The sequence below is a fragment of the Pseudomonas agarici genome (assembly GCF_900109755.1).
GTDB classification, from domain to species: Bacteria; Pseudomonadota; Gammaproteobacteria; order Pseudomonadales; family Pseudomonadaceae; genus Aquipseudomonas; species Aquipseudomonas agarici.
Genome location: NZ_FOAR01000004.1, coordinates 1 through 21,899, shown reverse-complemented (window position 1 = coordinate 21,899; position 21,899 = coordinate 1). Strand labels below are relative to the sequence as shown.

The following is a 21,899-nucleotide window of genomic DNA, read 5'->3' as shown; positions in this document are numbered from 1 at the left end:
AAGCTCGGGTTAGCGCCGTGGTGGTACGGAGCGAGTGCGCCCGCTGCCGTCGATGGCGACAAACACGAACACCGCTTCGGTGACCTTGCGCCATTCGCTGGACAGTGGGTCGTCGCTCCACACCTCGACCATCATCTTGATCGAGCTACGACCGATTTCCAGGGCCTGGGTATAAAAGGATAGCTGTGCGCCAACCGCGACCGGCACCAGGAACGCCATGCGGTCGATGGCGACCGTAGCCACACGACCGCCGGCTACCTTGCTGGCCATCGCCGTACCGGCGAGATCCATCTGGCTGACCAGCCAGCCGCCATAAATATCGCCGAAACCATTGGTTTCACGCGGAAGCGCGGTGATTTGCAGGGCAAGATCGCCTTGCGGAATAGGGTCTTCTTGTTCGAGTTCGATCATACGGGGGGTGCCTCTGACCCGTGACACTACGTTGGTACTGCCGGTGAATAGCCGTCTTCAGGAAAAACGATTCAGCTCGAACATACTTAGTTCGTCACGTTTCTCTAAGGCGTACTAAAGGGAAACTCTGCGAAACCGGCTGGAATGGGCTTCCAACGGCGTTTTTGCACAGCATCCATTCAGACAACACTGACCAGTATATCCATCGGCCCTCTCGACTACGACCATCAGAAAGCCCTTTTGATCGCTCTATATCGGGCTCTGGTTTACTTTTTGAAACATTTTGTTATCTTTTTTCAGGCTTTACGCACCTCTCCGTAACGACTCCGTCCGTGTCGATCCTCATGATCACCGTGCTTTTGAGTACTGCGCGGCTTGCCCGTTCGTGCTGGTCAATGAGTTTCTGGCGGCAATATGTTTTACCTGTTTATCGTTTTGCTACAACCTGGCTTGTGCGATCTTTGGTGGCCTGACACCGCCGATCCTCAAGCCAAGCCCGTTGTTCGGGCTTACTGTGTAATGATCATAGGCGGCGTGGGCTGGCCGGTCGGCGTCGACCTGTAGACGCGATCGGTGAGTGCAGATAGCTACCAATACCTATTTATATAAGAGAAGCCTTGCAATGAGCACTGTGTCTCCCAGCCTTGCGCAACCTTCGCGCCCGCTGACCCGTAATGACTACAAAACGTTGTCGCTGTCTGCCCTGGGAGGTGCGTTGGAGTTCTACGACTTCATCATTTTTGTATTTTTTGCGGCGGTGGTGGGCAAATTGTTCTTTCCGGCGGAGATGCCGGAGTGGCTGCGCCTGATGCAGACGTTCGGCATCTTCGCCGCCGGTTATCTGGCACGGCCGCTAGGCGGCATCGTCATGGCGCATTTTGGCGATCTGTTGGGGCGCAAGAAGATGTTCACCCTGAGCATTTTCCTGATGGCCGTGCCGACCCTGATCATGGGCCTACTGCCAACATACGCACAGATCGGCATTTGGGCGCCGATCCTGCTGCTGTTGATGCGGGTGATCCAGGGGGCCGCAATCGGTGGTGAGGTGCCGGGCGCCTGGGTCTTCGTCGCCGAGCACGTACCGGAACGGCAGATCGGTTTTGCCTGCGGCACCCTGACTTCAGGCCTGACCGTCGGCATCCTGCTGGGTTCTTTGGTGGCGACGCTGATCAACAGCGTCTACACCCCGGCCGAAGTGAGCGATTACGCCTGGCGTATGCCGTTCTTGCTGGGAGGCGTGTTCGGCCTGTTTTCGGTGTACCTGCGTCGCTGGTTGCATGAAACCCCGGTGTTCGCCGAGTTGCAGCAACGCAAGGCATTGTCCGATGGTATTCCTCTGGGCGCGGTGCTGCGCAATCACCGCGGGGCGATCCTGATCTCGATGCTGCTGACCTGGCTATTGTCCGCTGGGGTGGTGGTGGTGATCCTGATGACCCCGACCGTGCTGCAGACCGCCTACCACTTCGCCCCGAACGTCTCGCTGGAGGCCAACAGCCTGGCGACGGTTTGCCTGACGTTGGGCTGCATCATTTCCGGTACGCTGGCCGACCGCTTCGGCGCTGGCCGGGTGTTTGTGTTTGGCAGCCTGGCGCTAATGGCGACGTTCTGGACCTTCTACAGCACCCTGGCGACTCATCGCGAATGGCTGTTCCCGTTATATGCCTTGAGCGGCCTGTTCGTTGGCATTGTCGGTGCCGTGCCCTATGTCATGGTCAAGGCCTTCCCGGCGGTGGTGCGCTTTAGTGGCCTGTCGTTCTCCTACAACCTGGCGTATGCGATCTTTGGCGGTCTGACTCCGATGGTGGTCACCCTGCTGCTCAAGGAAAGCCCGATGGGCCCGGCGTATTATGTTGCAATAATTTGCAGCGTCGGCGTGCTGGTCGGCGGCTATCTGTGGGCGAAGGGCCGCTAAGCCACGTATCTTCTGGGCTCCGGGTGTTTCAGAGGTAAAGGTTGGCCCTGCAAATGGATGCTGGCCTTTCATCTAACTGTCACATACCAGTCATAGAGTGTTCATGTGGCCTACCGATACTTGGCCCCAATTCAACTTAACCCTCTCTGCTAGGAGCAAGGCATGAAACTGAAACGTTTGATGGCGACCATGACTTTTGTCGCTGCGGGCGTCGCGACTGCCCATGCGGTGGCCGCTGGTGTAGACCCGTCCATTGCGGCCTATACAAAAGTACAAGGCGTGTCGGGCAACTTGTCCAGCGTCGGTTCCGACACCCTGGCAAACCTCATGACGCTGTGGGCCGAGGGCTACAAGAAAGAATACCCGAACGTGAACATTCAGATTCAGGCTGCCGGTTCCGCTACCGCGCCACCTGCGCTGACTGAAGGCACTTCGAACCTGGGTCCGATGAGCCGCAAGATGAAGGACACCGAACTGGCTGCCTTCGAGCAAAAGTACGGCTACAAGCCGACAGCCATCCCGGTTGCGGTGGATGCCCTGGCGGTATTCGTGCACAAGGACAACCCGATCCAGCACCTGACCATGGAACAAGTCGATGCGATTTTCTCCTCGACCCGTCTGTGCGGCGCCAAAGCCGATGTCAAGACCTGGAGCGACCTGGGCGTGACTGGCGACCTGGCCAACAAGCCGGTCCAACTGTTCGGTCGTAACTCGGTATCCGGCACCTACGGCTACTTCAAGGAAGAAGCCCTGTGCAAAGGTGACTACAAGCCTAACGTGAACGAACAGCCTGGCTCGGCTTCCGTTGTGCAGTCCATCAGCTCTTCGCTGAACGGTATCGGTTACTCAGGTATCGGCTACAAGACCGCCAGCGTGAAAACCGTGGCCTTGGCCAAGAAAGGCGGCACCGAGTTCATCGAAGACAGCGAAGAAAACGCACTGAACGGCAAATACCCGCTGTCGCGTTTCCTCTACGTCTACGTCAACAAAGCCCCGAACAAGCCTCTGGCTCCGCTGGAAGCCGAGTTCGTGAAACTGGTGCTGTCCAAACAGGGCCAGGAAGTGGTGGTGAAAGACGGCTATATCCCATTGCCAGCCAAGGTTGTCACCAAGGCACTGGCGGACTTGGGTTTGAGCGAAGGTAACGCCGCGAAGAAGTAAGCCTTGATCTGCAGAACATGATCCGGCATGTGGGAGCGGGCTAGATTCGCTCCCACACACCCATTTTCGAATCCGCTGCCGGCTGTGCTGGGCGGCGGCTTCCGTGTGTCACCACACTGTCATCTTTCTGTCATACAGGACCGCTAGGGTGTGCGCATGAACGATCCGGCCAATTCCACCATGACTACGACTTCTCCCCCCAAGCGCATTGACTTCAATACGCCTGAACTCAAACGCAAGCGTCGCATTCGCGCGCTCAAGGATCGCCTGACTCACTGGTACGTGTTTGTCGGCGGCCTGGCCGTCCTGGCGGCGATTACGCTGATCTTCTTCTTCCTCGCTTATGTGGTCCTGCCGCTGTTCCAGGGCGCCTCGCTGACGGCGGAAGAAGCCATTACTCCGGCCTGGATGCGCGATGCCGGCAACCCCCTGATGATCTCCCTGGAAGAGCAGAACCAGGTGGGCATGCGGGTTTCCGACCGGGGGCAGGTGCTGTTCTTCTCCGTTGCCGATGCCACTGAATTGTCCCGGGTGAACCTGCCGATTCCGGCGAACACCCAGGTGACGTCCATCAGCAAAGACCAGCCGGGTGTTCCACTGGTCATCGTCGGCCTGTCCAATGGTCAGGTCCTGGTGTTCCGTCACACCTATAAAGTGACGTACCCGGACGGTAAGAAGACCATCTCCCCGGCCATTGAATACCCCTATGGCGAAACCCCGATCACTCTCGATGAAGAGGGTCACGCGCTTGAGCATGTGAACCTCAACGCCACTGATACGACGCTGATTATCGTGGGCTCCACGGGTGCGCAACTGCATGTGCAGGCGCTGACCCAGGAAGAGAACATGATGACTGGCGAGGTCACCAGCGAGCAAAAGAGTATCGACTTGCCGCAGATGACCGAGCCGGTGAAGGCGATCTACATCGATCCGCGCCAGCAGTGGCTGTACGTGATCAACGGGCGTGCCCAGGCCGACGTGTTCAGCCTGCGCGACAAGAGTCTGAACGGTCGCTACAAGCTGCTGGACGATGCCGATAGCGAAGTGACCGCCAGTACGCAGTTGGTGGGCGGTATCTCGCTGATCATCGGTGACTCCAAGGGCGGTCTCGGCCAGTGGTTCATGGCCCGCGACCCGGATGGCGAGTTGCGTCTGAAACCGATCCGCAGCTTCCAGATGGGCACCATGCCAATCGTCGAAATCACCGCCGAAGAACGGCGCAAGGGCTTTGTCGCCCTGGATGCCTCCGGCAAGCTTGGCGTATTCCACAGTACCGCTCACCGAACGCTGCTGGTGGACCAGGTGGTCGACGGTCCAGGCGTCTTTGGCCTGTCGCCGCGAGCCAACCGAGTGATCGTCGAGCAAGGTGGCAAGATCCAACCGTTGGCCCTCGACAACCCACACCCGGAAGTCTCCTGGAGTGCGCTATGGAGCAAGGTCTGGTACGAAAACTACGACGCGCCTAAATATGTCTGGCAATCGACTGCCGCCAACACCGACTTCGAACCCAAGCTGAGCCTGGCGCCGCTGACCTTCGGTACCCTGAAGGCGGCGTTCTACGCCATGCTGCTGGCCGCGCCGCTGGCCGTCGCGGCGGCGATCTATACCGCTTACTTCATGGCGCCGGGCATGCGCCGCAAGGTCAAGCCGGTGATCGAGCTGATGGAAGCGATGCCGACGGTGATCCTCGGCTTCTTCGCTGGCCTGTTCCTGGCACCGTATGTCGAGGGACACCTGCCGGGGATCTTCAGCCTGCTGATGTTGTTGCCGGTCGGCATTCTGGTCGCCGGTTTCGCCTGGAGCCGGCTGCCCGAGTCGCTGCGCCTGCGGGTGCCGGATGGCTGGGAAAGTGCGATCCTGATTCCGGTGATCCTGTTCGTGAGTTGGTTCTCGCTGTTTATGAGTCCGCACTTGGAGTCGTGGTTCTTCGGCGGTGACATGCGCCTGTGGATCTCCCATGACCTGGGCATCACCTACGACCAGCGCAACGCCTTGGTGGTTGGCCTGGCCATGGGCTTCGCGGTGATCCCGAACATCTACTCGATCGCCGAAGACGCCGTGTTCAGCGTACCGCGTGGCCTGACCCTGGGCTCCCTGGCCCTGGGCGCCACGCCTTGGCAGACCATGACGCGGGTGGTGATTCTCACCGCCAGCCCGGGCATCTTCTCGGCGTTGATGATCGGCATGGGTCGTGCTGTCGGCGAGACCATGATCGTGCTGATGGCCACCGGCAATACCCCGGTGATGGAGATGAACCTGTTCCAAGGCCTGCGCACCCTGGCGGCCAACGTGGCGGTGGAGATGCCGGAGTCGGAAGTGGGCGGTAGTCATTACCGCGTGCTGTTCCTCTCGGCGCTGGTGCTGCTGTTGTTCACGTTCATCATGAACACCCTCGCGGAACTGATTCGTCAGCGTCTGCGCAAGAAATACTCGTCGCTTTAATAAAGGTAGAAGTCTGTGAAACAGAACTCCCTGAATGGCTGGTTCAAGAGCGGCGCCCCCGGTGTCTGGATCAGCGGTGGTGCGGTGTCCATCGCGGTCATCATGACCATCGGCTTGCTGGCGGTGATTGCAGTTCGCGGCCTGGGCCACTTCTGGCCGGCGGACGTGATTCACGCCCAGTATGGCGTACCGGGCCAAGCCAGGCAGATCGTGGTCGGCGAAGTGGTACAGAAGGAAGAAGTACCGCGCGCGCGCCTGCAGGCGGCCGGCTTGCCGGTGCCGGACCAAGGCCCCGAGTTTATGACCCGGGAGTTGATCAAGGTCGGTAACCGTGACCTGAACGGCAACGATTTTACCTGGGTCGTGGGTGAGTGGTTGACCGACCAGACCGCGCCGGTGGAACTGATGGCCGTGGAGCGTCGTGAGTGGGGCAATTTCTACGGTACCCTGGTCAACGTCAAGGAAAACGGCAAGGTCATCGCCGAAGGGCAGGCCGCCTGGCCTGAACTGCAAGCACGTATCGACCGTGTCAACGACCTGGCCAAGCAGCTCAAGAGCCTGGAGAAAACCGATATCGGCGCGATCAACGCCGGTCTTGAGCGGATTCGTCTGCATGGCCGCAAGCTCGAGCTTGAAGGCAAGCTCGATGCCATTGCCCAGGCTGACATGGAGGCCGAGAAGGCCGAACTGAATGCGCGTTACCAGGTTATCGAGACCCGCCTCGGCGACCTGCACGGCCAGTTCAATCGCGACAGCCTGACGGCCCGTGATGCCAATGGTAAAGAACTGGAGATCGGCATCGGCAAGGTAGTGCATGCTTACCAGCCGAACGCCATGGGCACCTTGACCAAGCTGGGTTTCTACTTCAGCAAGGTCTGGGAGTTCCTCAGCGACGACCCGCGTGAAGCCAACACCGAGGGCGGGATCTTTCCGGCGATCTTCGGTACGGTAATGATGACTCTCATCATGGCGATGATCGTGACACCGTTCGGCGTATTGGCGGCGGTCTACCTGCGTGAATACGCCAAGCAGAACGCGCTGACGCGGATCATCCGCATTGCCGTGAACAATCTGGCGGGCGTTCCGGCCATCGTCTACGGCGTGTTCGGCCTGGGCTTCTTTGTCTACGTGCTGGGCGGCTCGCTCGACCGGTTGTTCTTCCCCGAAGCCCTGCCGGCGCCGACCTTCGGGACCCCGGGTTTGCTCTGGGCCTCGCTGACTCTGGCGCTGCTGGCGGTGCCAGTGGTGATCGTGGCCACTGAGGAAGGCTTGGCGCGGATTCCCCGCACGGTCCGTGAAGGTTCGCTGGCGCTGGGCGCGACCAAGGCCGAGACGCTATGGAAAATTGTCCTGCCGATGGCCAGCCCGGCAATGATGACCGGCATGATCCTCGCCGTGGCTCGTGCCGCCGGTGAGGTGGCACCGCTGATGCTGGTGGGCGTGGTGAAACTGGCGCCGTCGCTGCCGGTGGACGGCAACTATCCGTACCTGCACCTGGACCAGAAAATCATGCACTTGGGCTTTCACATCTACGACGTCGGCTTCCAGAGCCCGAACGTCGAGGCGGCGCGCCCGCTGGTGTATGCCACGGCGTTGTTGCTGGTGCTGGTGATTGCCACGCTGAACCTGTCGGCCGTGTGGATCCGTAACCACCTGCGCGAGAAGTACAAGGCGCTGGATAGCTGATGTGGGCGTGGGCTTGCCTGCGGCTGCTGGCGGTCTTCAGGACCCTTTCGCGGCGGCCCGGCGAGCCCGGCTCCTATTGAACGGTGTTACCGTCGGCCCGGTAGTGTGCCAGCGGCTTATTGAAACGAATTTGTTAGCGCAGGGAGTTTACCCATGCAGCATGAAACCCATACCCACGGCATCAGCATATCGGCGCTTGGCCGCGGTAAACAAAGCCTGGACCTGGCCAGTGAAACCGTGGCCATCGAAGTCCCGTGCCTGAGCCTGTTCTATGGTGAGAAGCAGGCGTTGTTCGACGTCAGCATGAACATCCCCAAGCAACGCGTGACCGCTTTTATCGGTCCGTCCGGCTGCGGCAAGTCGACGCTGCTGCGCACCTTCAACCGGATGAACGATCTGGTCGACGGTTGCCGCGTACAGGGCGAGATCAAGCTCTACGGCAACAACATCTACCGCAAGGGCGAGGATGTGGCCGAACTGCGCCGCAAGGTCGGCATGGTATTCCAGAAGCCGAACCCGTTCCCCAAGACTATCTATGAAAACGTGGTCTATGGCCTGCGCATCCAGGGTATCAACAAGAAGCGCATCCTCGACGAGGCTGTGGAATGGGCCCTCAAGGGCGCTGCCCTGTGGGATGAAGTGAAGGACCGCCTGCACGATTCGGCACTTGGCCTGTCCGGTGGTCAGCAGCAGCGTTTGGTCATCGCCCGTACCATCGCGGTAGAGCCGGAAGTCCTATTACTCGACGAACCGTGCTCGGCGCTCGATCCGATCTCGACCCTCAAGGTCGAAGAACTGATCTACGAATTGAAATCAAAGTTCACTATTGTCATCGTGACCCACAACATGCAGCAGGCGGCTCGGGTTTCCGACTACACCGCGTTCATGTACATGGGCCAACTGGTGGAGTTTGGCGACACCGATACCCTGTTCACCAATCCGGCGAAGAAGCAGACCGAAGACTACATCACCGGTCGTTATGGCTAGAAGCAGTGGTGAGCCACGAACCCAGAAGCGCTGCAATGCAAGCTGAACCCATTCAGATCAACCCATAACTGCTTGAAACGTGCAGCCTGCATGTTTCGCGGAGCGAATATCAATGATTGATAAAGACGGTCTTACCCACCATATCTCCGCGCAGTTCAATGCGGAGCTGGAAGAAGTACGCAGCCACCTGCTGGCTATGGGCGGGTTGGTGGAAAAGCAAGTCAACGACGCGGTCACCGCGCTGATCGAGGCCGATTCGGGCCTGGCCCAGCAAGTGCGCGAAATCGATGACCAGATCAACCAGATGGAACGCAATATCGACGAGGAATGCCTGCGCATCCTCGCACGTCGCCAACCGGCAGCGTCCGACCTGCGGCTGATCATCAGCATCTCCAAATCGGTGATCGACCTCGAACGCATCGGCGACGAGGCGACCAAGATCGCCCGCCGAGCCATTCAGCTATGCGAGGAAGGCGAGGCGCCGCGTGGTTATGTCGAGGTCCGGCATATCGGTGACCAGGTGCGCAACATGGTGCGCGACGCACTGGACGCTTTTGCCCGCTTTGACGCCGAGCTGGCGTTGTCGGTGGCGCAGTACGACAAGATCATCGACCGTGAATACAAGACCGCCCTGCGCGAGCTGGCCACCTATATGATGGAAGATCCGCGCTCCATCTCGCGGGTACTGAGCATTATTTGGGTGCTGCGCTCGCTGGAGCGAATCGGCGACCACGCGCGCAATATTTCCGAGTTGGTGATCTATCTGGTACGCGGCACCGACGTGCGGCACATGGGCCTCAAGCGCATGCGCCAGGAAGTTGAGGGCACCTTGTCCGAAACCGCTAATGTTCCCGGCGAAGCTGACGATAAGTAAGATTGCCCGAGAGAAACGCCCGGCCTGAGGTCGGGCGTTTTTATTTGTGGCATAAGAATTTTACGCGCACTCGCAAAGGACAAAGTCCCGGTGTGACTTATCAGTTTTGGGTAAATGGCCATTAGCCAGTATGCTGGCCGGGACTTTTAGAGGAATGGTCAATGAGTAAAGTCAGTGTGTTGGTGGTGGATGACGCGTCGTTCATCCGTGATCTGGTGAAAAAGTGCCTGCGCAACTACTTCCCGGGCATCCGGATCGAAGACGCCGTCAACGGTCGCAAGGCCCAAGCGCTGCTGGCGCGTGAAGCGTTCGATCTGGTGCTGTGCGACTGGGAAATGCCCGAGATGTCCGGCCTGGAATTGCTGACCTGGTGCCGGGGCCAGGACAATCTCAAGGCCATGCCGTTCGTCATGGTCACCAGCCGTGGCGATAAAGAGAACGTGGTGCAGGCGATCCAGGCCGGAGTGTCCGGCTACGTCAGCAAGCCCTTTACCAATGAACAACTGCTGACCAAGGTCAAGCAGGCGCTGCACAAGGTCGGCAAGCTCGACGCCTTGATGAATAGTGCCCCGACCCAGGCGAACTCGGCCTTTGCCAACGATTCCCTGAGTGCGCTGACCGGCGGTAAGGCCAGTGTGGTGGCGCCTACGGTCGTCGCGACGCCGGCCTCGGCTTCGACCAAGGGTTTGCTCAACAGCCCGCCGGCACGGCCGCCGGTGGCGGCCAGCGCGGCAATCGGCGGTCGCGGTCAGGGCCAGTTGCGCCTGTCCAGTGGCACCCGGCAGTGTGTGATCAAGGCGCTGAGCATCAAGGAAGCCTTGGTGGTGGTGCGCCGTGGCGAGGTCCTGCCGCAAGTCCTCGAAAGCGCTGTGCTCGATCTGGAGCAGGGCGACAATGCCGAGATCGCCCGCCTGAACGGTTATCTGCATGCGGTCGTCGCCCACGAACCGACGCCGGACAGCGACTGGTTGCAACTGACCTTCCGATTTATCGACCAGGACGCCCAGAAGCTCGACTACATTTCCCGCTTGATCGCTCGCGGCACCGCCCAGAAGCACTTCGTTCCCGGCGCCTGATTCCTGCCTGATAGCGCGGTGCGCCTGGTGCGCCGCGTTGTCTGTCACTCCTGGCTGCTTCTTTCCGACAGCCGCCGATGTCCACGTGATCCATACAAGCGCCCTCTCTACCTGCTAGTCTGGTGCTTACGTTTGATTCGGCGATTCGCGCATATGCTGTTGCGTTTACTGTTTGTCTGCGGCCTGTCGGTGGTCGCCACCTCGGCTGCAGCCATGACCATCTACAAGTATGTGAACGCCGATGGCGTGGTCTCCTACAGCGATCGCCCGGCGCCCGGCGCGCAGGTGTTTGTGTTCCGGGATCGAATGATCGAGCACCTGGAACACCAGGTGCGTCTGGATATTCGCCAGCACAACGGTGTCGACAGCGTTTACGTGCGCAACGACCTGTATGCGCCGGTGGAGATCGAGTTGGGCTTCGGCGCGTTGAGGAACGTCAGCGGCGCGCCGCCCCAGCCGATCCGCAAGGTGGTGCCGGCTCGCGCCAGCCTGCGTTTGGCGCTGCTCACCGCGACCCAGGCCGGGCAGCCGTTGGTGTATACCCCGAAGTTTCGATATTCCCTCGGCGATCCCTCGGGGCAGGCCCAGGGCTATCGGTACCCCTTGCCGTGGCGTGGCGGGCCGTTTCGCCTGACCCAGGGGCCGAACGGTTCCTACAGCCACTTCGGCGCCAAGAGCCGCTACGCGATGGACATTGCCATGCCGGTGGGCACGCCGATTATCGCGGCGCGCGACGGGGTGGTGGTCAAGACCGAGAGTGACCAGTCCGGGCGTGGCACCGATCCTTCCGGAAACTTCGTCCGGGTGCTGCACGATGACGGCACCATGGGCGTCTACCTGCACCTCAAGCAAGGTTCGGTCAGCGTGCGCGAAGGCCAGCACGTGGTGGTGGGCAGTCCGTTGGGGTTGTCGGGCAATACCGGCAACAGCAGCGGGCCGCACCTGCACTTCGTGGTGCAGCGCAACACCGGGCTGGGATTAGTATCGATTCCGTACCAATTCAACCAGCCGGTGGAGGCTCTACCGAACTTCGCGGTGGGTGGGCGGTAGCCGGAAAGGCTAGCCTCCTGGGTGTCAGTCGAGCTTGAGCACCTTGGCCAGGATGATCTTCGGACCCTTCATCTTCTTGATGATAATGCGCAGGCCCTCGACTTCCAGCACCTCTTCCTCTTCCGGCACTCGTTTCAGGGTCTCGTAGACCAGCCCGGCGAGGGTTTCGGCCTCGATATGGTCCAGGTCGATGCCCAACAGGCGTTCGACCTTGAACAGCGGAGTGTCACCGCGCACCAGTAGTTTGCCTGGCTGATAGGCGAGGATGCCGCGTTCGGCCTTGCGGTGTTCGTCCTGGATATCGCCCACCAACACTTCCAGCACGTCCTCCATGGTCAGGTAGCCGATGACCTTGCTGTCGGCTTCCTCCACCAGCGCGAAGTGCGAACCGCCCTGGCGGAACTGCTCCAACAGGCGTGACAGCGGCATGTGCTTGGACACGCGCTCCAGCGGGCGGGTCAGCTCGGCCAGGTTGAACGATTCGGGAATATGGTCCAGGGCCGCCAGCTCCAGCAGCAGGTCCTTGATGTGCAACAGGCCGACGAACACATTGCGTTCGGCGTCATACACCGGATAACGGCTGAACTTGTGGCGGCGGAACAGGGCGAGGATTTCCTTGAGCGGCGCGTTGCAGTCCAGGGTCACCAGATCTTCCCGGGAATTGGCCCAGTCGACGACTTCCAGCTCGCCCATTTCCACGGCCGAGGCCAGCACGCGCATGCCCTGGTCGCTGGGGTCCTGGCCACGACTGGAGTGCAGGATCAGCTTCAGCTCTTCGCGACTATAGTGGTGTTCATGATGAGGCCCCGGCTCACCCTGTCCAGCGATCCGCAAGATGGCGTTGGCGCTGGCGTTGAGCAGGTAGATGGCCGGGTACATCACCCAGTAGAACAAGTAGAGCGGCACCGCAGTCCATAGCGAGAGCAGTTCCGGCTTGCGGATCGCCCAGGATTTGGGGGCCAGTTCACCGACCACGATGTGCAGGTAGGAGATGATGAAGAACGCGGTGAAGAACGATACGCCCTTAACCACCTCGGCGGCGTGCACCCCGACGGCGCTGAGCACCGGTTCCAGCAGGTGGGCGAAGGCCGGTTCACCGACCCAGCCCAGGCCCAGTGAGGCGAGGGTGATACCCAGCTGGCAGGCGGACAGGTAGGCGTCCAGTTGGTTGTGCACGGTGCGCAGGATCTGTCCGCGCCAACCGTTCTTGTGGGCGATGGCCTCGACTCGGGTCGAGCGCAGCTTGACCATGGCGAATTCGGCCGCAACGAAGAAGCCGTTGAGCAGAACCAGGATCAAAGCAAAGAGAATCATGCCGAAATCGGCGAACATCGTGGCGAGGGTCAAGCTACTAGGGGAAGGGTCCATGATGGAGTTTTACGGGTTCCGTATTTCAATTTGAAGGTGTGCTCGGCAGAGCACCAGCCGATTAATGTAGCGGCAGATGCCAGCCTTGCCTAGTGGCCTGTGTGGTGAGTTCTATGAGTCCATTTCGGCGCCCTAAATCCCTGGCCTGCGTTGCTGTTCCTCGCCATAGCCCGGCTATGACTCGTCACAGCGCCTTGGCCATGGACTTATGGCATCCGAACTTGAGCTAACGAACTCACCGTACAGGCCACTAGTGGCCTGTACGGTGATCAAGTGGACAGCTTGTTTTTGTGCTCGCGAGTGACTTGTGCCGGGACGAAATGGCAGGTGAACTGACTGCCGTGGCCCAGTACGCTGCTGATTTCCAGGCGGGCGCGATGGCGCAGTAGCACATGCTTGACGATGGCCAGGCCGAGCCCGGTGCCGCCGGTGTTGGAGTTGCGGCTTGAGTCGACACGGTAAAAACGTTCAGTCAGGCGCGGCAGGTGTTTGTTGTCGATGCCGATGCCCGAATCTTGCACACTGAGGTGCGCGCCGTGTTCGTCGCCCCACCAGCGGATGCGGATAGTGCCTTCGGCCGGGGTGTATTTGACGGCGTTGAATACCAGGTTGGAAAACGCGCTGCGCAATTCCGCCTCGCTGCCCTTGAGCCGGACGCAGTCGTCGGCCTCCAGGATAATGGTCTGATTGCGCTGCCCGGACAGCGCCTGGGCGTCATTGCGGATCGATTGCAGCAGGGTGTCGATGCGTACTGGCTGGTTATCCGACGGGTAGCCGGTGGCTTCCAGCTTCGCCAGCAGCAGCAGGTCATTGAGCAGGGTCTGCATGCGCCCGCCTTGCTGCTGCATCTGCTGCAGGGCACGGAGCCAGCGCGGGTTCACTTCCTCGACGTTATCCAGCAGCGTTTCCAAGTAACCGCAGATCACCGTCAGCGGCGTGCGCAGTTCGTGAGATACGTTGGCGATGAAGTCCTTGCGCATCTGTTCCAACTGGTGGATGCGTGTGACATCGCGCACCAGCATCAGGTGCTCGTTATTGCCGTAGCGGGTGATGTACAGCTGAATACGCAAGCGGTCGTTGGTCGGCGAAGGAATTTCCAGCGGCTCGGCGTAACTGTCTTGCTCGAAATACTCCTTGAAGCGCGGGTGACGCACCAGATTGGTCACCGGTTGGCCGCTGTCCTGTGGAGTCTTGAGGCCGAGCAGGGTTTCCGCGGCACGGTTCCACCATTCCAGGTTGCCGTCGCTGTCGAGCATGATCACCGCGTCCTTGAGGGCGGCGGTGGACTCCTGGACCCGATCGATCACCGCTTGCAGGCGCCCGCGCACGCGTTGGTCGCGGCGCTGCAAGTGATAGATGCTGTCGAACACATCGCCCCACAGACCATAGCCGTCCGGTGGTGCTTCTTCGGGTTTGTGTTGGCGCAGCCATTCATGCAGGCGCATCAACTGTTTGAGGGTCCAGCCAAGGTAAATCCCCAGGCCGACAGCCACTGCCCAACCGTAATAACCAGTGATCAGGCCGACCAGCAGGCAGGCGGTCGCCAGCAACAACAAATGGCGGATCAGGGTGCCATGCCAGTTTTGATTCACTTCAACATGCGTCCTTGTCAGCAATCATTGCGCGAAAATCGGTTCAGCCCTTGGTGGAAAACCGATAACCGGTGCCGCGTACCGTTTGTACCAGATTCTCGTAGGCATCGCCGAGGGCTTTGCGCAGACGGCGGATATGCACGTCGACGGTACGCTCTTCGACGTAGACGTTGCCGCCCCAGACCTGGTCGAGTAACTGCCCACGGGTGTAGGCGCGTTCCTGGTGGGTCATGAAGAACTGCAGCAGGCGGTATTCGGTGGGGCCCATTTCCGCGGGCTTGCCGTCGATGGTCACGCGGTGACTGATGGGATCGAGCAGCAAGCCGCCGACTTCGATCGGCGCTTCGCCGTCGGTCGGGCCGGCGCGGCGCAACACGGCCTTCAGGCGGGCGACCAGCTCGCGAGGGGAAAAGGGCTTGGTGATGTAGTCATCGGCGCCGACTTCAAGGCCCTGGATCTTGTTGTCTTCCTCGCCTTTGGCGGTGAGCATGATGATCGGGATATCGCCCGTCAGCTCGTCGCGCTTGAGACGCCGGGCCAGTTCGATACCCGAGGTGCCGGGCAGCATCCAGTCGAGCAGGATCAGGTCAGGCTTGCGATCGACAATGATTGCATGGGCCTGTTGAGAGTTTTCGGCTTCCAGGCAGTCATAACCGGCCATCTCCAGGGCGACAGCGATCATCTCCCGAATCGGGGCTTCGTCGTCGACGATCAGAATGCTCCTGCCAACCATATCCCTTAATCCTCTTGTCATTTAACCGTCTTGCGTCGCATTAGATAACGAAATTATTGCAGTCATGTGACAATTTTCGTGTCTGCGGCAATTGCCGCTTCCATGGGCTACGCTGGGAGTTCGAATCTACAACCACGAAAGGAAGGTTCTGATGACTCGCTCTGCGTTTTCGTTGAAAGTCTTGATGGTAGCTGCGGCGCTGTCGCTGCCAGCGTGGGCTTGGGCCGCCGATCCGGCGATGGGCCATGAGGGGATGAAGGCCGATTCGGCGATGAGCCACGAGAAGATGATGGCCGGTCCCGGAATGAGCCACAAGGGAGTGTTGGTCGATCACCATGGCATGACGCTTTATACCTTCGACAAGGACTCTGCCGGGAAGTCGGCCTGCAATGGTGATCCCTGCGAAACCAACTGGCCGCCGCTGAGCGCTAGCGCCACAGACAAGGGGGATGATAAGTGGAGCGTGATCAAGCGCGATGACGGCAAGTTGCAGTGGGCCTATGCTGGTAAGCCGCTGTATACCTTCAAGGACGATAAGAAAGGTGACAAGAACGGTGACGGCAAGGGCGGTGTCTGGCGCGTCGCCAAACCCTGATTCACTACCGTTCCCTGCGGGAGTGGAGTTTGCCCACGAGAAGGTCTTCATTATCGGCAAACGCTTCGCCGACCAGCCGGGTTCCAGGTTCCGTTGTGTCCTGTCAGGTCCGGTTGGTCAGTGAAGCGCGTAATCGAGCACCACCCCGATAAAGATCGCCAGTCCCGCCCAATGGTTGTGCAGGAACATCTGCAAGCAGCGCTGCGGGTCGCGGTCGCGGGTGGTCCAGGACTCCCAGGCAAAACACGTTGCTGCCACCAGCAATCCGGCGTGGAACCAGCCGCCTAGCTCGAAACGTGCTCCGGCCAGCAGCAGGCAGCCGAGCATCAGGCCCTGCAAGGTCAGGATAATCGCCCGGTCGGCGTCGCCGAACAGGATGGCGGTGGACTTCACCCCGATCTTCAGGTCGTCCTCGCGGTCGGTCATCGCATAATAAGTGTCGAAGGCCACCGTCCACAGCAGGTTGGCGATGTACAGCAACCAGGCCGCCATGGGCAGGCTGGCGCCCTGTGCGGTGAACGCCATTGGGATACCCCAGGAGTACGCCGCCCCCAACACCACCTGCGGGTAATAGGTGTAGCGCTTCATAAACGGATAGCAGGCCGCCAGGGCCAGCGCGCCGAGGGAAAACCAGACCGTGGTGGCGTTGGTGCACAACACCAGCAGGAAACTGATGCCCATCAGCAGCCCGAACACCGCCACCGCTTCCCTGCCACTGATTCTGCCTGCCGCCAGCGGTCGTTGTGCGGTGCGCTTGACATGGCCGTCGACCTTACGGTCGGCGAAATCGTTGATCGCGCAACCGCCTGCGCGGGTCAGCACCACGCCAAAGGTGAAGATCAGCAGATGGCCCAGCGACGGCACGCCCTTGGCGGCAATCCACAGCGCGCTCAGGGTCGGCCACAGCAGCAGATAGATGCCGATGGGCTTGTCCATCCGCGTCAGTTGCAGGAAGTCCCAGGCACGCGGATGCAAGCGGTTCATGGACTTGAGTAGGTTCAGGTACATCAGCAAGGCTCCCGGTCGGCATTCACGGCCTGCCACAGGCTCGGCAGGAATATTTCCGCCACCAGCAGGCTCAAGGGGCCGCGATTGAAGCGTGAGCGGCGGGCCCAAAGGTCATTCACGCGGTATTGCGCCGGCAGCCATTGTGCGGGGTAATGGCAGACTTCGATGACCTGGCGTTCGAACGCCTGATCGCAGAACAGCAACTCACCCAGAGAACGGCTGCCCAGCTCGGCCATGTTCAGTCCACCTTGCTGCAAGGCATCCTGTGCCGCCACGCTACGGGCAAACACCCAAGGCTGGCCGTGGCCACACAGATACACCTCACGCACCCAGCCGAGGCTAGCGGCGGGCAGGTCCAGGGCAGCGCGCTCGTCGTCGCGCAACGGTTGCCAGCCCTCGAACAGCGGCGTGACACTGAAGGCGTTGTCGCAAAGTCCAGTCAGACGGCGGGTCAGCGAACCCTCGTCGAACAGCCAGTCGAGGGTTTGGGCGTTGGGCGGGGTCGCCAGTCGGCATTGTGTGAGCCAGGTGGGAGACGCCGGAAATGGGGCTTTGTGCGGCACGATAAGCAGTTGATTGGCAGCCAGTGAGGCGACGAGCTTATCACAGGGTGCTCGGCTAATTTAGAGCGCTTGGGCGGCCACGGCTAGTGATCGTGCTTGCATCTGCCGACTTCGATCAGTACAAAACCCCCTGAGCCGGACGGCAACGCTGTACTCATCGACTGTCCGTGCCGATCAATGCCTGGGAACCGAGGAAAATAGGAATGAGCGATTTAAAAGAGCAGGCGCATCATCATCATGAGAAACATGAAAAGCACCCAAAGCCAGATGCTCCGAAACATCGGAAAAAATGGCAATGCGTGGTCTGTGGCCTGATCTACGACGAGGCCAAGGGGTGGCCGGATGATGGCATCAAGCCCGGCACCTCTTGGCTGGATGTTCCAGAAGACTGGCTGTGCCCGGACTGTGGTGTCGGCAAGATGGATTTCGAGATGATCGAAATCGCCTGATTGAGCAAATTCAAACACCTTTCAATGGGCCTGGAGAAAGGCATGAGTGCACCTGTCGTGATCGTCGGTACCGGATTGGCCGGCTACAACCTGGCCCGCGAGTTTCGCAAGCTCGACGGCGAAACTGCGCTGTTGCTGATCACCGCCGATGACGGGCGCTCCTACTCCAAGCCCATGTTGTCCACCGGCTTTGGCAAGAACAAGGACGCCGACGAGTTGAGCATGGCCGAGCCGGGTGCGATGGCCGAGCAGCTCAAGGCCGAGATCCGCACTCACACCCCCATCAGCGGGATCGATCCGGGCCACAAGCGCCTGTGGATCGGCGAAGAGGCAGTGAACTACCGCGACCTGATCCTGGCCTGGGGCGCGCAAACCGTGCGTGTAGCGGTGGAAGGCGACGCCTCCGAAGCGATCTTTCCGATCAACGACCTGGAGGACTACGCCCGTTTCCGCGCGGCAGTGGCCGGAAAAAAGCGCGTGTTGCTGCTGGGCGCCGGGCTGATCGGCTGCGAATTCGCCAATGACCTGATCCTCGGCGGCTATGAAGTCGATCTGGTTGCTCCCTGCGAACAAATCATGCCGACCCTGCTGCACCCAACGGCTGCTACTGCGGTGCAGGCTGGCCTGGAAGGCCTCGGTGCGCGTTTCCACCTCGGTCCGGTGCTGACCCGCCTGCAACACGCTGGTGATCACCTGGAGGCGCACCTGTCCAACGGCGAAACCCTGGTCTGTGACGTGGTACTCTCGGCCATCGGCCTGCGCCCACGTACCGACCTGGCTGCGGCGGCGGGGTTGCAGGTCAATCGTGGGGTGGTGGTGGATCGCTATCTGAAAACCTCTCACGCCAATATTTATGCCCTGGGCGACTGTGCCGAGGTCGACGGCCTGAACCTGCTGTATGTCATGGCACTGATGAGCTGCGCGCGCGCCCTGGCCCAGACCCTGGCTGGCAACGCCACGGCGGTGAGCTATGGCGCCATGCCCATCACCGTGAAGACGCCGGTCTGCCCGCTGGTCGTTTCGCCACCGCCACGGGGAATGGAGGGGGTATGGACGATCGAAGGGCAGGGCGCGGACATCAAGGCGCTGTGCCGCGATACCAGCGGTCGCTTGCTCGGATACGCCCTGACCGGCGGTGCGGTCATGGAAAAGCTGGCCCTTAACAAAGAGCTCCCGCCACTACTGGCGTAAATGGCGGGTGTTCTGTCGCGAACACCTTGCTCTTGCGCCGCTAAAGCTCACAGACAGACTGGCGCGGGCGCCGAGGCCGTGCCATCCTCACTCCCGTCTGCCGCAGAGTAGAGCCTGCGGCGCCTTGGGCGCTGTTCTGGAAGAACAGCACGGACATAACAACAAAAAACCGTCAAAGAGGCTTCACTATGCGTAAACCAGAACTCGCCGCTGCAATCGCTGAAAAAGCGGATCTCACCAAAGAACAGGCCAACCGCGTTCTCAACGCCGTGCTCGAAGAAATCACCGGCGCGCTGCACCGCAAAGACAGCGTCACCCTGGTGGGCTTCGGCACTTTCTTGCAGCGTCATCGCGGTGCCCGCACCGGCAAGAACCCGCAAACCGGCGAGCCAGTGAAAATCAAGGCGAGCAATACCGTTGCATTCAAGCCGGGCAAGTCGCTCAAAGATAGCGTCAACCCGTAAGCGTCAGGCTGGACTCCCGGAGCAAGGGGAGTGCTACAAAAAAATGGGCACGCCGATGGGATCGGGTGCCTATTTTTTATGGAGTGCGTACATACAGGGTCCGGAATGCGCCTCGCACTGAATCGCTCCCATCTCGAACACGCCCTTCCGGGGGAGGATAGCGCTCTGGAGGCTATGAATCCGCTTTGTGGCGCCGAACGTCACGGACATTTCCATGCGGAACGTAGAAGCGATTGGATAAGCAATGCCCTTATCGGGAAATAACTTTCCAGCAGCGGTGAAATTTCCGACATATCTAATAGATGTTCTGTCTTTATTCTCTGCGTTCCTTTGAAATTCAGGAGCAAAGGGATGTCTTCCATCTTGTTCAACAACGAAGCGTTATCCCTGCAGAACCCCCTTGTGCGATTGCACAGCGGGAGGGCTGGATCATGAGCAACCCAATCATCGATCTTGTGATGAAATCCGTGGTGCCGGGTGCCTCTGGTCAATGTCCTTTCTGCGAAAAGCAGGGCTTGTTGATCCTGCCGCTACGTCACTCAGCGTTTTGCAGCGACAGTTCGACCTTGTTGGACAAGGTCTGCGTGGTGTCGATGGACGAGTCTTTCGACTTCCCGCAGGTGCGATTCAGTGCGCGGATGCTGCGCAAAAGCTATTTGTATGTGCTGATCGAGCGCAACGGTTTGCAGATCTGGCAGTCGTATTTTATCACCCACGATGCGCGACTCTTCCAGTTCGCCCCGCTGTATCCGCCGTCCCCAGGATTGGCATTCAGTTGCTACCGGGATGCCAACGCAGCCGCGACCTCGGTGGTCAGTATTGAAAAGCCGGAAATGGTAAAAAACAGCTACTGGCTGTACACGCCGGACCCGTTGTCCAACGCCAAGCTGGACGAGTACCGCGATAGCGCCGCCTCGTTGGTGGCTGAAGGGAAAATGCAGTGGTTCAGCCCCGCGGACTGGGTCAGTGGCCATCGTCAACAACCCTTCAGCCTTGAGTCCGGCGCCCTGGCGCACTCGGTGGTGGAATACCAGGCACTGGGGATTACCGCGACGAAGACGGCTCAAGAGGCAGCCCCGACTCATCTGGCCGGACGCTCGCCAGGGCTGCTCAACGCATTGAACCAGCAGGCCTTTCCACCGCTGTGCGCCCCCGATGCTCTCGACAGTGGGGGTTTGATGGCCGCGCAACTGCGCTTGGAAACGTTGCGCGACACGCTGGAAAGCGAGCAAGGCGCGGTGCTGGTGTTGCGCGATGCAATCGGCGTGACCCAGGAACTGAACGCCTGGCGTAACGCCGCGCTGGAGGGTGCGCAGCCTTGGCTCAATGAAGAACAGGACGGCGCCAGCAATCACTGGCGGGTGCAAGTGGCACTGCGCCTGAAAGACGTGCGCGAGGGCATTCAAGAGCATCGGATCAAACAGGCCGATGAGCGCATCGACAGTTGGGCGCACGACAGCCACACCGAAGACAACCTGCTGGGCATGTTCCCGGACACCAACCAGGCCGAGCGTGAAGCCTACATCATCCGTGAACGTCATCGCCGAACGCTGTACATGGGCGAACTGCAAGCGATTCATGAAACCTCGCAAATCTTCAAAGAGGCGAAACAACGCTATCCCGACACCGGCGCGCAGGCGCGGGAGAGTATGCGTGAAGCGGCCAAAGGTGCCACCCGCCAACAAATGGGTGAAGCAGCCATCGCCCGGCGCAAGCAACAAGCCGCCGAGCAGGCGCTCAAGCTGTTTGATCAACTGGATATGAACGAGGTCGAGACGGTCCTGGCACAGTTCGAGGCCAAGACCGCCGAGTGTGAAGCCATGGCCGAGGCGCGAGCGGCGGATCATGTGGCGCTGTTGCAAAGCCCCTACCTGCTCAACGCCTTGCATGCCTACGACCCACGGGATCTGCGGCGAGGGTGGGCGTTCGCGGTACAAACGGCCCTGTGCACCTTGGGCATGGAGGCCTGTCCCCCTGGGCAAGCCCTGCTGACCCAGTGGTGGGAAGACCTGCACATTGCCGAAGGCAACCTGTTTTGGCGCGCTTATGCATTAAACCAACAGGCGCTTATAGAAGACGCCCGAGACGGTTTGACGGAAAGCAAATCGCTGTTCGCAAGCTTGCCGCTCAAAGACATTGCAGCCACCGCGATCAAGGAAATCAAGCGCGGCAAAAGCATTATCAATGCCTTCGAAAAGGCCAACAAGGTGCTGGCCGATGGCGAAAAGCCGACGCCCATGGAGTGGCTGGCCCGCTCGCAAATGGGCGTGTTGATGGGCTGGTATGCACAACTGGCCAAAGGGGTGTTCACCTACGGTTCGCCCAACAGCGTCGACA

At 60.2% G+C, this 21,899-nt stretch carries 19 protein-coding genes; 13 read left to right on the top strand and 6 right to left on the bottom strand.

What is annotated here, in order from left to right; genetic code table 11:
- Positions 1 to 9: 9 nt before the first annotated feature.
- Positions 10 to 411 carry an acyl-CoA thioesterase gene (locus BMX68_RS04875; RefSeq protein WP_017132337.1) on the bottom strand — a complete coding sequence of 134 codons (402 nt, stop codon included), beginning with the start codon at positions 409 to 411 and terminating at the stop codon, positions 10 to 12.
- Between the two features lie 622 nt (positions 412 to 1,033).
- Between BMX68_RS04875 and BMX68_RS04870 the strand changes: the two genes are divergently transcribed.
- From BMX68_RS04870 to BMX68_RS04835, 8 genes are all read left to right on the top strand, one after another.
- Positions 1,034 to 2,323, top strand: a complete 1,290-nt coding sequence (locus BMX68_RS04870; protein WP_017132339.1) for an MFS transporter — start codon at positions 1,034 to 1,036, stop codon at positions 2,321 to 2,323.
- A 162-nt stretch (positions 2,324 to 2,485) separates the two neighbouring features.
- On the top strand, positions 2,486 to 3,484 hold the full coding sequence (locus tag BMX68_RS04865; RefSeq protein WP_017132340.1) for a phosphate ABC transporter substrate-binding protein PstS: 999 nt from the start codon (positions 2,486 to 2,488) through the stop codon (positions 3,482 to 3,484).
- Positions 3,485 to 3,640: 156 nt separating this feature from the next.
- Entirely contained in the window at positions 3,641 to 5,926 is a 2,286-nt protein-coding gene (locus BMX68_RS04860) for an ABC transporter permease subunit (protein WP_017132341.1), read from the top strand.
- A 15-nt stretch (positions 5,927 to 5,941) separates the two neighbouring features.
- On the top strand, positions 5,942 to 7,612 hold the full coding sequence (gene pstA / locus BMX68_RS04855; RefSeq protein WP_017132342.1) for a phosphate ABC transporter permease PstA: 1,671 nt from the start codon (positions 5,942 to 5,944) through the stop codon (positions 7,610 to 7,612).
- 153 nt (positions 7,613 to 7,765) lie between these two features.
- Positions 7,766 to 8,599, top strand: coding sequence for a phosphate ABC transporter ATP-binding protein PstB (gene pstB / locus BMX68_RS04850; protein ID WP_017132343.1), 834 nt, complete (start codon positions 7,766 to 7,768; stop codon positions 8,597 to 8,599).
- A 112-nt stretch (positions 8,600 to 8,711) separates the two neighbouring features.
- Positions 8,712 to 9,473: a phosphate signaling complex protein PhoU gene (gene phoU, locus BMX68_RS04845; RefSeq protein ID WP_017124183.1), complete on the top strand. Its 762-nt coding sequence runs from the start codon at positions 8,712 to 8,714 to the stop codon at positions 9,471 to 9,473.
- Between the two features lie 161 nt (positions 9,474 to 9,634).
- Positions 9,635 to 10,549, top strand: coding sequence for a response regulator (locus BMX68_RS04840; RefSeq protein WP_017132344.1), 915 nt, complete (start codon positions 9,635 to 9,637; stop codon positions 10,547 to 10,549).
- Positions 10,550 to 10,702: 153 nt separating this feature from the next.
- Entirely contained in the window at positions 10,703 to 11,599 is an 897-nt protein-coding gene (locus tag BMX68_RS04835) for a peptidoglycan DD-metalloendopeptidase family protein (protein WP_017132345.1), read from the top strand.
- A gap of 24 nt (positions 11,600 to 11,623) precedes the next feature.
- Here BMX68_RS04835 and BMX68_RS04830 read toward each other — a convergent pair whose 3' ends face one another.
- The 3 genes from BMX68_RS04830 to phoB form a co-directional block, all read right to left on the bottom strand.
- Positions 11,624 to 12,967 (bottom strand): hemolysin family protein, encoded by a 1,344-nt coding sequence (locus tag BMX68_RS04830; RefSeq protein ID WP_026013218.1) that lies wholly within the window; start codon positions 12,965 to 12,967, stop codon positions 11,624 to 11,626.
- Positions 12,968 to 13,236: 269 nt separating this feature from the next.
- Complete coding sequence (gene phoR / locus BMX68_RS04825) at positions 13,237 to 14,559, bottom strand: phosphate regulon sensor histidine kinase PhoR (protein ID WP_017132347.1); 1,323 nt, start codon at positions 14,557 to 14,559, stop codon at positions 13,237 to 13,239.
- Between the two features lie 43 nt (positions 14,560 to 14,602).
- The gene (gene phoB, locus BMX68_RS04820) at positions 14,603 to 15,292 is read right to left on the bottom strand and encodes a phosphate regulon transcriptional regulator PhoB (protein ID WP_003176964.1); all 690 of its coding nucleotides are present in this window, start codon (positions 15,290 to 15,292) and stop codon (positions 14,603 to 14,605) included.
- Positions 15,293 to 15,443: 151 nt separating this feature from the next.
- On the opposite strand from phoB, the gene BMX68_RS04815 reads away from it, so the two are divergent.
- Complete coding sequence (locus BMX68_RS04815) at positions 15,444 to 15,887, top strand: COG4315 family predicted lipoprotein (protein ID WP_017132348.1); 444 nt, start codon at positions 15,444 to 15,446, stop codon at positions 15,885 to 15,887.
- 117 nt (positions 15,888 to 16,004) lie between these two features.
- On the opposite strand, the gene ubiA is transcribed toward BMX68_RS04815, so the two are convergent.
- Together ubiA and BMX68_RS04805 are read right to left on the bottom strand one after the other, a co-directional pair.
- Entirely contained in the window at positions 16,005 to 16,895 is an 891-nt protein-coding gene (ubiA, locus tag BMX68_RS04810) for a 4-hydroxybenzoate octaprenyltransferase (protein WP_017132349.1), read from the bottom strand.
- Positions 16,895 to 17,458: a chorismate--pyruvate lyase family protein gene (locus BMX68_RS04805; protein WP_017132350.1), complete on the bottom strand. Its 564-nt coding sequence runs from the start codon at positions 17,456 to 17,458 to the stop codon at positions 16,895 to 16,897. Before BMX68_RS04805 ends, ubiA begins: the two co-directional genes overlap by 1 nt.
- Positions 17,459 to 17,757: 299 nt before the next feature.
- Here BMX68_RS04805 and BMX68_RS26275 point away from each other — a divergent pair, with 299 nt between their 5' ends.
- The 4 genes from BMX68_RS26275 to BMX68_RS04785 all read left to right on the top strand — a co-directional run.
- The gene (locus BMX68_RS26275; protein WP_026013219.1) at positions 17,758 to 17,907 is read left to right on the top strand and encodes a rubredoxin; all 150 of its coding nucleotides are present in this window, start codon (positions 17,758 to 17,760) and stop codon (positions 17,905 to 17,907) included.
- A gap of 42 nt (positions 17,908 to 17,949) precedes the next feature.
- Positions 17,950 to 19,098: an NAD(P)/FAD-dependent oxidoreductase gene (locus BMX68_RS04795; protein ID WP_017132352.1), complete on the top strand. Its 1,149-nt coding sequence runs from the start codon at positions 17,950 to 17,952 to the stop codon at positions 19,096 to 19,098.
- A gap of 188 nt (positions 19,099 to 19,286) precedes the next feature.
- On the top strand, positions 19,287 to 19,562 hold the full coding sequence (locus BMX68_RS04790) for an HU family DNA-binding protein (protein WP_003213368.1): 276 nt from the start codon (positions 19,287 to 19,289) through the stop codon (positions 19,560 to 19,562).
- 431 nt (positions 19,563 to 19,993) lie between these two features.
- Positions 19,994 to 21,899, top strand: a 1,906-nt coding sequence (locus BMX68_RS04785) for a T6SS effector BTH_I2691 family protein (RefSeq protein ID WP_143063238.1), incomplete at its 3' end; no start/stop codon positions are given.